Consider the following 12,606-nt stretch of genomic DNA (forward strand, 5'->3'; position numbering starts at 1 on the left):
CTCGGTGGCACCCGCGAGCCGGCAGCACCCGCCCCCTCGGCGGCACGCGCGACGATGACGACGGCTCAGCGCGCCGGCCATGCCCTCCGCGCGCCGGGCGGGGTCATCCTCCGGCAGCGGCCTCGGCTGGCGCAGCATCCTTCAGCGGCCACAGCTGATCGAGCAGCTGATCGACCCACGCGATGAGCTCCGCATCGCGCGGCGCCTCGCCGCCCGCCGTCGGCAACGGCACGACGAGCGCGTCACCGCCCGAGATGAGCTTCGCTTTGGGATGCAGCCGCTGCAGCCGCACGCGCATCGAGTCGGGCAGATGCGCCGGTGCGATGCGCAGGTTCGGACCCATCGCGACGACGTCGGCGAGCCCCGCGCGAGCGGCGCGTCGGCGCAGGCGGGCGACCGCGATGAGCCCGTCGACGTCGCCCGGCATGTCGCCGTAGCGGTCGGTGAACTCGTCGACGACGAGGTCGATCGCGTCGTCCTTCGCGCTGAGGGATGCCGCGGCCGAGAGCTTCTGATAGGCCTCGAGCCGCAGCCGTTCGCTGTCGATGTACGACTCGGGAATCCGCGCCTGAACGGGCAGCTCGAGCCGCAGCTCGGTCGGGCCCTCGACGTCGTCGCCGCGGAACGTCGCGACCGCCTCGCCGATCATGCGCAGGTACAGATCGAACCCGACCCCTGCGATGTGGCCGGCCTGCTCGGCGCCCAGAAGATTGCCCGCGCCGCGGATCTCGAGATCCTTCAGCGCGACCTGCATTCCCGACCCGAGGTCGTTGTTGACCGCGATCGTCTCGAGACGGTCCGCTGCCGTCTCGGACAGCGGCTTCATCTCGTCATACAGGAAGTACGCGTACGCCCGCTCGCGCGCGCGGCCCACACGCCCGCGCAACTGGTGCAGCTGCGACAGCCCGTACTTGTCGGCCCGATCGATGATGATCGTGTTCGCGTTGGAGATGTCCAGGCCCGTCTCGACGATCGTCGTGCACACGAGCACGTCGAACCGGCGCTCCCAGAACGCGTCGACGACCTCTTCGAGCGCGTGCTCGCCCATCTGGCCGTGCGCGACGGCGATGCGCGCCTCGGGTACGAGCTCGGCGAGGTCGGCGGCGACCCGCTGGATCGACTGCACGCGATTGTGCACGAAGAAGATCTGTCCTTCGCGCAGCAGCTCACGACGGATCGCCGCCGCGATCTGCTTGTCATTGCGCGGACCGACGAACGACAGGATCGGATGCCGGTCCTCGGGCGGCGTCTGCAGCGTCGACATCTCGCGGATACCGGTGACCGCCATCTCGAGCGTCCGTGGAATCGGCGTGGCACTCATCGCGAGGATGTCGACGTTCGTCTTCAGCTTCTTGAGCGCGTCCTTGTGCTCGACGCCGAAGCGCTGCTCCTCGTCGACGATCAGGAGCCCGAGGTCTTTGAAGATGACCTTCTCGGTCAGGATGCGGTGCGTTCCGATGACCATGTCGATCGTGCCGTCGGTGAGCCCCGCGAGCACGTCGCGCGCCTGCTTGTCGGTCTGGAACCGGGACAGCGCCTTGACCTTGACGGGGAACCCGGCGAACCGCTCGGAGAACGTCTCCAAGTGCTGCTTGACCAGGAGCGTCGTCGGCACGAGCATCGCGACCTGCTTGCCGTCCTGGATCGCCTTGAACGCGGCCCGCACAGCGACCTCGGTCTTGCCGAATCCGACGTCGCCCGACAAGAGCCGGTCCATCGGGATCGGCTTCTCCATGTCGGCCTTGATCTCATCGATCGTCTGCAGCTGGTCAGGAGTCTCGGCGAACGGGAAGGCCTCTTCGAGCTCGCGCTGCCACGGCGTATCGGGTCCGAACGCATAGCCCTTCGCGGCCATCCGCGCCGAATAGAGCTTCACGAGCTCGACCGCGATGTCGCGCACCGCCTTGCGCGCCTTGCCCTTGGCCGCCGCCCAATCGCTGCCGCCCATCTTCGACAGCGTCGGCGCCTCGCCCCCGACGTAGCGCGAGAGCAGGTCGAGCTGATCCGTCGGCACGAAGAGCTTGTCGCCGGGGTACCCGCGCTTGGAGGGCGCGTACTCGAGCACGAGGTACTCCCGCACGCTCTTGACGGGATTGCGCCCGCCGCTGGACACCTCGCGCTGCGTCAGCTCGACGAAGCGCCCGATGCCGTGCGTCGCGTGCACGACGTTGTCCCCCGGCTTGAGCTGCAGCGGATCGACCACGTTCTTGCGACGCGACGCGAGCTTCTTGACGACACGCTGGTCTCCGCCGATCGTGCGCCCGTAGAACTCGGTCTCCGTGAGCACAGCGAACTTGGCGTCTGCCACCTCGAACCCGCGTTCGAGAGGCGCCGCGACGATGTGCGCCACACCGGCATCCGGGATCTCGCTCAAGGTGTCGACCTTGCGAGCCGCGATGCCGCGTTCGGCGAGCACGTCGCGTGCGCGATCCACCAGCCCCGCACCCGATGCCGCCACGACGACGCGCCATCCGTCGGCGAGCAGCTGGCCGACGTGCGCCGTCGCGCCGTCGACGTTGCCCTGGAACGAGGGCACGGATGCGCCGGGCACGCGAAGCGCGGAGGCCTGCTCGAGAGCGACGTCGATGTCGATGTCCTCGCCGGCCTCCTGCGCTTCTCGAAGCGCGGCGATCGCGTCGGAGGCGCCCGAGTCGAACGCGCTCAGCGTCCACCACACGGCGCGGCGCGCGTGCGCCGCCTCGCGCAGGTGCGGCAGCGTGACGAAATCGCCCGCGCCGAGGTCGATCGGCGCCTCGGCACCCGCCGTCGCGGCATTCCACGCCGCCTCGAGGAACTCGCGGTTCGTCTCGCCGAGCGTGATGGCACGCGTCACGGCACGCTCGGGATCGACGAGCGCGATGGCGGCGCCCTCGGGCAGGTAGTCGGCGAACGTCACGATGCGATCCGCGACGGCCGGAAGAAGGGATTCCATCCCCTCGACGGGGATCCCCTCGGACATCTTCTCGAGCATGCCCCGCAGACCGGGGAAATCCTCGGCGAGAGCGCCGGCACGGGCACGGACGTCGGGCGTGAGCAGCAGCTCGCGGCTGGCGATGAGCTGCACGGCGGGCACGTCGCCGGGAAGCGAGCGCTGATCGGCGACCGAGAACGCGCGGATCTGGTCGACCTCGTCGCCGAAGAACTCGATGCGATACGGGTGGGGCGCCGTGGGCGGGAAGACATCGAGGATGCCGCCGCGCACGGCGAACTCGCCGCGGCGCGACACCATGTCCACGCGCTGGTAGGCCAGCTCGACCAGGCTCAGCGCGATCGTCGCGAGATCGTGGTCGCGCCCGCCGACAGCGAGCTCGACGGGCGGCACGTCGGTGAGCCCCGCCGCGAGCGGCTGGATCGCGCCGCGCACCGAGGTCGTCACGACGAGCGGCGAGGTGCCCTCCCACCGTGCGATGCGGCCGAGCACATCGAGCCGATTGCCGACGATCTCGGCCGACGGGCTGAGACGTTCGTGCGGCAAGGTCTCCCACGCGGGGAAATGCATGACCTCAGCGCCGGGAAGCACGGAGGCGAGCGCGGGCCCGAGCGCATCGGCGCGGCGACCCGTCGGGGTGATCACGAGAAGCATCGGCGGGTGTCCTGCCGCGCGGCGTCTGTCGAGCAGCGCCGCCAGCAGCGGGGCATCGAGGCCTTCGACGAGCGAGAAGTCGGCGTCGGCGGATGCTGCGCCCGCGGCATCCCGGAAGGACTCAGCCTGTTCGAGGGCGCGCACGATCCCGGGAACTGTCACCGCAGAAGTCTACGCGGGACGGCGGACATGCGCGCCGCGCGGCGCTCGTAGGATGAACGGATGAGCGATCGACAGCACCTCGGCAACGTCCCGATGGGTGCGCCCTACGCTCCGCCGTACGTCCTGCCGCGCGCCGTCGCGATGCCGCCTCCTCCCCCGCAGCCTCGCGCCGCGACGACCGGGATCGTCGCGCTCGTGGCCGCACTCGTGGCATCCGTCGTCGCGCCGCTCGTCGTCGCGTTGGCGGCGTACGGCATCGGTTCGGCGGGGATCGACTTCGTCCGGCTCGTGAGCGGGCCGAACCTCGACTGGGCGGCGCTGAGCCCCGTACGCGACATCGTGCTGCTCGCGGAGGTCGCGGGATGGGCGGGCACGACGGCCGGGATCTGGGCTCTCGTGCAGGGCATCATCGCGATCGCGACCGGCGCGGGCCGGGGTCAGGGCATCGCCGCTGTCGTCCTCGCCGTCGGCGGCCCGGTCATCTTCGCCGTCGCCGCGGTCGGCGCACTCGCGCTCGGGCTGGCGGCCGCTCCGTACTGACCCGCGTCACACGCGCGGAGCGTGGTGCTTCTGCTGCGCCGCGAGCAGCCCCTCGCCGACGAGCTGCTCGACGGCGTCGGCGGCGTCCGAGAGCAGAATGGGCAACATCTTGCGCTCGGTGGTGCCGAATGGGTCGAGGACCCAGTCCGCGGCATCCTGACGCCCCGGAGGTCGCCCGATGCCGACGCGCACGCGCGGGAACTCCGGCGTGCCGAGGGCCTTCGCGACGTCGCGCACGCCGTTGTGACCGCCGTGACCCCCGCCCGTCTTGAGCTTGAGGCTGTCGAACGGGATGTCCAGTTCGTCGTGCACGACGATGACATGGCCGGGTTCGATGCCGTAGAACTTCGCGAGCCCGGCGACCGGACCCCCCGAGACGTTCATGAAGGAGTTCGGCTTCGCCAGGATCAGCTTCGCCCCGCCCGGCCGCAGCCACGTCTCGGCGATGCGAGCGTTCGCCTTGTGCGCCTTGAAGCCCTCGCCGCGTCGTGCCGCGAGTTCGTCGACGACGAGCTGCCCCACGTTGTGTCGGGTCGTTTCGTAGCGCGGCCCTGGATTGCCCAGGCCCACGACGAGCCATGCGTCTGCCATGCCCACCATCCTGCCCGAACGGCCGCCGCCCGAACGCCGAAGGGGTGCGTCGCCCGGTCGGACGACGCACCCCTTCGTGAGCGTGCGGAGTCTTACTCGGCGCTCTCGGCCGACTGCTCTGCGGCGACGGCGGCATCCGCCTCGGCGATCTCATCCTCAGCGGCGATCGCGGCGGCGGGCACCGAGATCGCGACGATGAGCGTCTCGGGGTCGGCGATGAGCGACGAGCCCTTGGGCAGCGTGAGGTCGGCGGCGGTGATGTGCGCGCCTTCCTCGAGGCCTTCGATGTCGACCTCGATGCTCTCGGGGATGTGGGTCGCCTCGGCCTCGAGCAGGATCGTCGGTGCGTCGAGGTTGGCGATCGTGCCCGGGTAGGACTCGCCGAGCACGACGACGGGAACGTCGACCTGGACCTTCTCGCCCTTCTTCACGACGAGCAGGTCCATGTGCTCGATGATCTGGCGCACGGGGTCGCGCTGCACGTCCTTGACGAGCGTCAGCTGCGACGCGCCGTCGATGTCGAGGTCGAGCAGCGCGTTGGCGCGGCGCACGAGGAGCGACACCTGGTGACCCGGCAGTGCGACGTGCACGGGGTCGGTGCCGTGGCCGTAGACGACGGCGGGGATCTTGCCCTCGGCGCGGAGGCGACGGGCGAAGCCCTTGCCGAAGCTGTGGCGGGTCTCGGTGGCGACCTTGTTGTCGAGTTCGTTCGACATGATGTTCTCCTTGGGGCACGCGGCCCGTTCGCTCTTCGGGCACCGCGCTTCTCGCGGGCCCACGTATGGGGGTCTCGACTCGAACGCGAGCGCGTGAGGAAACCTGGAAGGCCTGCACACCCCCGTCGATAACGGATGCCGCGACGTGCCGCCGTGGCGGCATGCGACGATCCCTCGCCGAAGTCCACCCCGAGTCTACCAGCGCTCCCGCTACGATGATGAACGGACCATCCTGCCCCGACCCAGAGGACCCGTGACCATGGACACTCAGCTCGCCACGACCGTCATGATGGGGCTCATCGGCCTCATGAGCGCCCTCGGGCTCATCGCTCTCGTCGGGGCGTTCTGGTCGATGGGCCGTCAGGCGTACCGCAAGGACTGAACGCGCCGGCCGTCGTCCGTACCCGCGCCATCGCGCCACGCGTTGCGCCCCGAACCGTCCCCTCATCGAACCCAGGAGCACGTGTGACGCAGAGCGACCCCTCGACCAGCAACGACATCTCGACCGATCGCGACGATCAGCCGGGTTCGGCTCCCGCGCACGAGGGCGCGCCGCGCCCCGAAGAGGTCGAACGCCCGGTCCCGGAACCGGAGGGTCCGGATGCCGCGCCCGCCGCGACGGCGAACATCGGTGTCGTGGGGCTTGCGGTGATGGGGTCGAACCTGGCGCGCAACCTCGCGTCGCGCGAGGGAAACACCGTCGCGGTGTTCAACCGCACGTACGCCAAGACCGAGGAGCTCGTCACGGCGCACCCCGAGGCGGGGTTCGTCGCGACCGCGTCGTACGAGGAGTTCGCCGCATCGCTCGTGCGCCCGCGGACGGCGATCATCATGGTCAAGGCGGGCCCGGCGACCGACGCCGTGATCGACTCGCTCGTGTCGGTGTTCGAGCCCGGTGACATCATCGTCGACGGCGGCAATGCCCTGTTCACCGACACGATCCGCCGCGAGAAGGCCGTGCGCGACACGGGCATCAACTTCGTCGGGATGGGAGTCTCCGGCGGCGAGGAGGGCGCGCTGCTCGGGCCCTCGCTCATGCCGGGCGGTTCGGACGAGTCCTGGATCACGCTGGGACCGATCCTGCGGTCGATCGCCGCGGTCGCCGAGGACGAGCCGTGCGTGACGCACGTGGGTCACGACGGCGCAGGGCACTTCGTGAAGATGGTGCACAACGGCATCGAGTACGCCGACATGCAGCTCATCGCCGAAGCGTACGACCTGATCCGGCGAGCGACGGGCAAGAGCCCCGCCCAGATCGCCGACATCTTCGCCGAGTGGAACACCGGCGAACTCGAGTCCTACCTGATCGAGATCACCGCCGAGGTGCTCCGCCAGACGGATGCTGCCACGGGCGAGCCGCTCGTGGACGTCATCCTCGACCAGGCCGGCGCGAAAGGCACCGGCGCGTGGACGGTGCAGACCGCGCTGGACCTCGGCGTGCCGGTGTCCGGGATCGCGGAAGCGACCTTCGCCAGGTCGCTGTCCGCTCAGGCCGGACAGCGCCCCTACGGTGTGAACCTTCCCGGACCCGACCGCGACCTCGACGTCAGCGACGTGGACGCGTTCATCGAAGACGTCCGCTTGGCGTTGTACGCGTCGAAGATCGTCGCGTACTCGCAGGGGTTCGACCTCATCCGCGCCGGCGCCGCCGAGTACGGCTGGGCGATCGACCTCGGCGCCATCTCGAAGATCTGGCGGGCCGGGTGCATCATCCGTGCCCAGTTCCTCAACCGCATCGCCGACGCCTACACGCAGGACCCCGGGCTGCCCCTGCTCATGGCCGCCCCGTACTTCGACGAAGCGCTCGGCCGGGCACAGGGTGCGTGGCGACGCATCGTCGCGGACGCCGCAGCCAGTGGCATCCCCTCTCCCGCGTTCGGTTCGTCGCTGGCCTATTACGACGGGATCCGCGCCACGCGCCTGCCCGCCGCGCTCATCCAGGGCCAGCGCGACTTCTTCGGTGCCCACACCTACCGCCGCATCGACCGCGAGGGCACCTTCCACACCCTCTGGTCCGGCGACCGCACCGAGATCGACGCCGAAGACACCCACTGACCCCCACCCGCGAGACTGCACCGGGGCGCCGAGACTGCGGGGTTCACCCGCTGTCTCGCCCCGCCGTTGCAGTCTCGCGGTCAACGGGTTCATAGGGAGCGCACAGCCGGCGCATAGCGCTCGCCATAGGAAACCCATAGGTGCGGGCGCAGAATGGGAGGCGTGAACGCCACTCCCTCCCTGCACCGGCCCGACGGCACCGCCCTGCGCGTGCTCGTCGTCGACGACGAGCAGATGCTCACCGACCTGCTCTCGATGGCGCTGCGGATGGAGGGCTGGGAGGTGCGCGCCGCGTCCTCGGGCACCGAGGCACTGCAGGCGGCGCGCGAGTTCGAGCCCGACGTCATGGTGCTCGACGTCATGATGCCCGACCTCGACGGGATGGCCGTGCTGCAGCGGCTGCGCCAGTCGGGCGACAACGTGCCCGTGCTCTTCCTCACGGCGAAGGACGCCGTCGCCGACCGCGTCGCGGGCCTCACGGCGGGCGGCGACGACTACGTCACGAAGCCGTTCAGCCTCGAGGAGGTCGTGGCACGCCTGCGCGGACTCATGCGCCGCGCCGGCACGGCGCACCCGAGCGGCAGTGAGCCGATCCTGCGCGTCGGCGACCTCAGCCTCAACGAGGACAGCCACGAAGTCGAGCGCTCCGGCACCGAGATCGAGCTCACGGCGACCGAGTTCGAGCTGCTGCGCTTCCTCATGCGCAACCAGCGCCGCGTCGTATCCAAGGCCCAGATCCTCGACCGCGTCTGGAACTACGACTTCGGCGGGCGCTCCTCCGTCGTCGAGCTCTACATCTCGTACCTGCGCAAGAAGATCGATGCGGGCCGCGAACCCCTCATCCACACCGTGCGCGGCGTCGGGTACATGATCAAGGCCCCGCAGTGACGGATGCCGCGGCCCCGGCACCGCCGACGGGTCGGCGCCCCTGGACTCTGCAGAACCGCCTGATCGGCACGGTCGTCGCGATCGTCTCGCTCATCCTCGTGCTCGTCGCGGTCGCGATGAGCGCGATCCTGGGCACCGTCCTCGAGCAGCGCCTGAACGCGCAGCTGACGTCGACCGCGAACCGCACGGCGCTGTGGATCGGGCCGATGCTGAGCGCGGGGATGACGGCCGCCGACGTGCTGCGCGAGAACCCGCAGCCGGCCGGCTCGCTGCTGGCGATCTCGTCGCCCTTCGGCGAGGCCACGGCCGCTGTCGTGCAGGACGACGGCACCGTCGCGACGCTGGATGACGACCAGATCTCGCAGATCGCGCAGGGACTGCGCGTGCAGGGGCCCATCGTCGCCTCGATCGACGACGTCGGCACGTACCGGCTCGAGCCCCTCCGCGCGGGAGCGACCGTCGTCCTGGTCGGGCTCTCGCGCGCCGATGTCGCCACGACGATCGGCCAGATGCTCACGACGATCACCCTCCTCACGCTCGGTGGCCTGATGCTGCTCAGCGTCGCGACGGCGTGGACGATCCGCGTGGGGCTCGCGCCGCTGCGCGCCGTCGCCGACACCGCGGCACGGGTTTCGGCGCTGCCGCTCGCCGAGGGCGCCGTCTCGCTCACCGAGCGCGTGCCGGCCGCGCAGGCCGATCCGCGCACCGAGGTCGGGCGAGTCGGCGAAGCCCTCAACACGATGCTCGACCACGTCGCGGTCTCGCTCGACGCGCGTCAGCGCAACGAAGAGCGGATGCGGGCATTCGTCGCCGACGCGAGCCACGAGCTGCGCACGCCTCTCGCCTCGATCCGCGGGTACTCCGAGCTGTCGCTGCGGGCCCTTCGGCAAGCTCAGGGACCGGCTGTGGCTCAGGGACCGGGCGGCGCGCCCGAGGTCACCGGCATCGCGTGGGAGACGACGGAGGCGTCGCTCGAGCGCATCCAGGCGCAGTCGCTGCGGATGACGGCGCTCGTCGAGGACCTGCTGCTGCTCGCGCGTCTCGACGAGGGGCAGGAGCTCGTCTACGGCTCAGTCGACCTGTCGCGCCTCGTGATCGATGCGACCGGCGATGCCCAGGCCGCGGCATCCGATCACGAATGGTCGCTCGACCTCGATGAGAACCCCGTCGTCGTCGCGGGCGACGCCGGGCGCCTCACGCAGGTCGTCGCCAACCTGCTCGCCAACGCGCGCATCCACACCCCCGAGGGCACGCACGTCGCGGTCTCGGTGCGGCACGACGGCCGAGAGGCCGTCGTGAGCGTGCACGATGACGGCCCCGGCATCGACCCCGCCGTCGCCGACGAGCTGTTCCAGCGCTTCTCGCGCGGCGACCGCTCCCGCGCACGGCAGACGGGCGGCACCGGCCTCGGCCTGTCGATCGCGCAGGCGATCGCGCGCGCCCACGGCGGCACGCTGTCGGTGCGATCGGCGCCGGGCGACACGACGTTCGAGCTGCGACTGCCCGCGGCCCGGCCGGCCGACCCCCACGCCGACCCCGCGACGACGCCGGCTCAGTAGCCGCTGAACGCGTCGGTCGTGATCGAGCGCGCCCGCTCGAGCGCGGGCGCCAGGTCGGCGATCAGGCCGGGTGGACCCGAGATGTACGCGTGCCGCGACGCGATGTCGGGGACGACCTGCACGAGCCCGCCGGCGTCGAGACGCACACCGCGCGCCCACGCCCAGTGCGACGGCAGATCCGCGGGCCGGTCCCGTGTGAAGACGACGACGGGCACGCCCGTCGCTTCGAGCTCGGGGCGATAGGCCAGCTCCGACGACTCGGATGCCACGTACACGAGCACGACATCGCGGTCCTCGGCGGCGAGCTTCGCGGCGCGCAGCTGAGACACGAACGGCGTGACGCCGATGCCCGCCGCGACCATCAGCAGGGGCGCGGTCGTGCGCTTGGGCAGGACGAAGTCTCCCCACACGCCCGTGACGGGCAGCGCCGTGCCGGCCTCGACGGCCGCGAGCGCGCGCTTGTACGAACTGGGCGGCTTCGCCCCCTCGCCCTGGGCCTCGCGGAACGCGACCCGCACGAACGGCATGTCCTGCGGCGCCGAGGCGATGCTGAACTCGCGTCGGGTTCCGCGCGCGTCGGGGTGGTGGTGCGGCACCTCGAGCTCGAGGTACTGGCCGGGCACGAACCGCAGCGGACGACGGGCGAGGAAGGTCAGCTCGCGCACGGTCGGTGTGAGCTGCGTCCGGGAATCGAGGACGAGCCGCACGGACGAGCGCACCGCGAACGCGAAGGCGACGAGGTTGCCGATGATGAGCGCACGCTCCTGGCCGAGACTCATGGCGCCGAGGTCGATCGGCCAGCCCGCGAGGATGCCGACGACGGCCGCGACGATGAACTGCTGACGGCGCCGCGGCGGCAGCGTGAGCGGCTCGGACAGCATGAACGCGCCGAGGAACAGGAAGGGCGACGACGACAGGATCGGCCAGAAGATGTCGCCGATCTCGGTCGACACACCCGCCGCCTCGTACTGCGCGGCCGTGCGCATGACGGCGACGCCGACCGCGACGACGAGGAAGACGGCGATCACCCGCAGCTTCTCGGTGCGCCACAGGACGACGATGCCCAGCAGCGCGACGGGGCCGGCCATCGCGGGTGTGCCCACCCACCACGACGGCATCCCGAGCGCGGGGACGGCCAGCGCGACGAGCGTCAGCACCGTCGCGCCGACGGCGGCGGGATTGAGGATGTGCCGCCCCTGCCACGCGAGGACGTACTTCGAGAGGGATGCCACGGCCGCGGCCAGCGCGATCCCCGCGAGCCCGGCGAGATCGAGCGTCGGTCGCAGCACGAACAACAGGATGTGCGCCGTGATGAGCGAGGACTCCAGACGCCACGGCAGCGAGAGGATGCGCTGAGCCGCGGCATCCACCCCCACGCAGACGCCGGCCAGGACCGCGAGCGTCGCGAGCAGCTCGAGCGGTCCGGGAGCCACCTGGCCGAAGAACGACAGCACGAGCGCGATCCCGCCGAGCACGGCGAGCGCGAGCAGCACGAGACGGTACATCGACACGCGGCCGAGGACCGCGAAGACACGACTCCACAGGACGGTGAACGAGCCCAGCACGTCACACCACCTCGCGAGAGGCCTGGGCGGACGTGCGAGGGCGCGGCGAAGACGTGTCGGTCACGGTTCCACGGTACTGCCCGCAGCGAACAGCTCGGCCCGGCAGCCCGGCGACCATTCCACCCGGCCGTCGGTCATCATGCGCACCCAGTGGACGCCCCACTCGTGCGCGAGCCGCGGGCCCCCGTCGAAGAAGAGCGCCGTCGCGATCGCATCGGCCCGCAGCGCCGTCGCCGCGACCGCCCACGTCGCCGCGATCGCGCGCACGGGCTCTCCCGTGCGCGCATCGAGCACATGATGCAGGCCGTCGCCCCACGCACGCCGGTTGGTCGCCGAAGCGCACAGCGCGGCGTCCTCGACCTCCCACACCCCGAGGACGCGGCGGGCGTCGAAGGGGTGCTCGAGGCCGATCCGCTCCCGGACGCCGTGCATCGCCATGTCACCGCCCGCGTCGACGACGACGACGCGATGTCCCGCACGGCGGAGGAGTGCCGCGACGAGGTCGACGAGGTGCCCTTTGCCGACGGCGCCGACATCGATGAGGGCCGGACGGCGCAGCGCCAGCCGCTCATCGTCCCAGGTGAGCTGCGCCCGCCAGTCCGACGGAGCGGAGCGCGCGCCGCGATCGACGAGCGAGAAGTCGGCGTCGTACCCGCGCTGGGCGAGTGCGTCGCCCACGAGCGGCTGCACGGCGCCGGCTGTGGCCTCCGAGAGCGCGGTGTACGCGTCGAGCATGACGCGGGCATCCCCGGGAGCGGGCGCTTCTCCCCCGTCACGAGCGAGCCGGGCGACGAGCGAATCGGCGCGGAAGCGCGACCACGTCTCGTCGAACGACGAGATGACGGATGCCACGTCCCGCCGCACGGCATCGCTCATCCGATCGGGGGTCTCGACGAGCCACTCGGTGCCGATCGCGGCGAAACGCCAGTGCTCGCGGAGCGTCACCG

General features: G+C 71.0%; 10 protein-coding genes. 5 read left to right on the forward strand and 5 right to left on the reverse strand.

The features are described from left to right. Nucleotides 1–103 precede the first annotated feature (103 nt). Nucleotides 104–3,745: a transcription-repair coupling factor gene (gene mfd / locus ACWIBS_RS01285; protein ID WP_376127096.1), complete on the reverse strand. Its 3,642-nt coding sequence runs from the start codon at nt 3,743–3,745 to the stop codon at nt 104–106. A gap of 60 nt (nt 3,746–3,805) precedes the next feature. Between mfd and ACWIBS_RS01290 the strand changes: the two genes are divergently transcribed. Continuing rightward, on the forward strand, nt 3,806–4,285 hold the full coding sequence (locus tag ACWIBS_RS01290; protein ID WP_376127095.1) for a hypothetical protein: 480 nt from the start codon (nt 3,806–3,808) through the stop codon (nt 4,283–4,285). Nucleotides 4,286–4,291: 6 nt separating this feature from the next. Here the strand turns inward: ACWIBS_RS01290 and pth are convergent, their stop codons facing one another. Together pth and ACWIBS_RS01300 are read right to left on the reverse strand one after the other, a co-directional pair. Continuing rightward, nucleotides 4,292–4,876 (reverse strand): aminoacyl-tRNA hydrolase, encoded by a 585-nt coding sequence (gene pth, locus ACWIBS_RS01295; RefSeq protein ID WP_376127093.1) that lies wholly within the window; start codon nt 4,874–4,876, stop codon nt 4,292–4,294. Nucleotides 4,877–4,968: 92 nt separating this feature from the next. Next, nucleotides 4,969–5,592 (reverse strand): 50S ribosomal protein L25/general stress protein Ctc, encoded by a 624-nt coding sequence (locus ACWIBS_RS01300; RefSeq protein ID WP_376127091.1) that lies wholly within the window; start codon nt 5,590–5,592, stop codon nt 4,969–4,971. A gap of 253 nt (nt 5,593–5,845) precedes the next feature. On the opposite strand from ACWIBS_RS01300, the gene ACWIBS_RS01305 reads away from it, so the two are divergent. From ACWIBS_RS01305 to ACWIBS_RS01320, 4 genes are all read left to right on the forward strand, one after another. Continuing rightward, nucleotides 5,846–5,974 carry a hypothetical protein gene (locus ACWIBS_RS01305; protein ID WP_376127089.1) on the forward strand — a complete coding sequence of 43 codons (129 nt, stop codon included), beginning with the start codon at nt 5,846–5,848 and terminating at the stop codon, nt 5,972–5,974. 245 nt (nt 5,975–6,219) lie between these two features. Beyond that, complete coding sequence (gene gndA, locus ACWIBS_RS01310; protein ID WP_376127261.1) at nt 6,220–7,647, forward strand: NADP-dependent phosphogluconate dehydrogenase; 1,428 nt, start codon at nt 6,220–6,222, stop codon at nt 7,645–7,647. 162 nt (nt 7,648–7,809) lie between these two features. Then, nucleotides 7,810–8,535, forward strand: a complete 726-nt coding sequence (locus ACWIBS_RS01315; protein WP_376127087.1) for a response regulator transcription factor — start codon at nt 7,810–7,812, stop codon at nt 8,533–8,535. Then, on the forward strand, nt 8,532–10,094 hold the full coding sequence (locus tag ACWIBS_RS01320) for a sensor histidine kinase (protein ID WP_376127085.1): 1,563 nt from the start codon (nt 8,532–8,534) through the stop codon (nt 10,092–10,094). Before ACWIBS_RS01315 ends, ACWIBS_RS01320 begins: the two co-directional genes overlap by 4 nt. Here the strand turns inward: ACWIBS_RS01320 and ACWIBS_RS01325 are convergent. Both ACWIBS_RS01325 and ACWIBS_RS01330 read right to left on the reverse strand, forming a co-directional pair. Next, nucleotides 10,088–11,656 carry an FAD-dependent oxidoreductase gene (locus ACWIBS_RS01325; RefSeq protein ID WP_376127259.1) on the reverse strand — a complete coding sequence of 523 codons (1,569 nt, stop codon included), beginning with the start codon at nt 11,654–11,656 and terminating at the stop codon, nt 10,088–10,090. The two genes, ACWIBS_RS01320 and ACWIBS_RS01325, sit on opposite strands and share 7 nt — an antisense overlap. A gap of 63 nt (nt 11,657–11,719) precedes the next feature. Then, nucleotides 11,720–12,604, reverse strand: coding sequence for an FAD:protein FMN transferase (locus ACWIBS_RS01330; protein WP_376127084.1), 885 nt, complete (start codon nt 12,602–12,604; stop codon nt 11,720–11,722). Between the last annotated feature and the right edge of the window lie 2 nt (nt 12,605–12,606).

Source organism: Microbacterium sp. NPDC055442, from assembly GCF_053644215.1.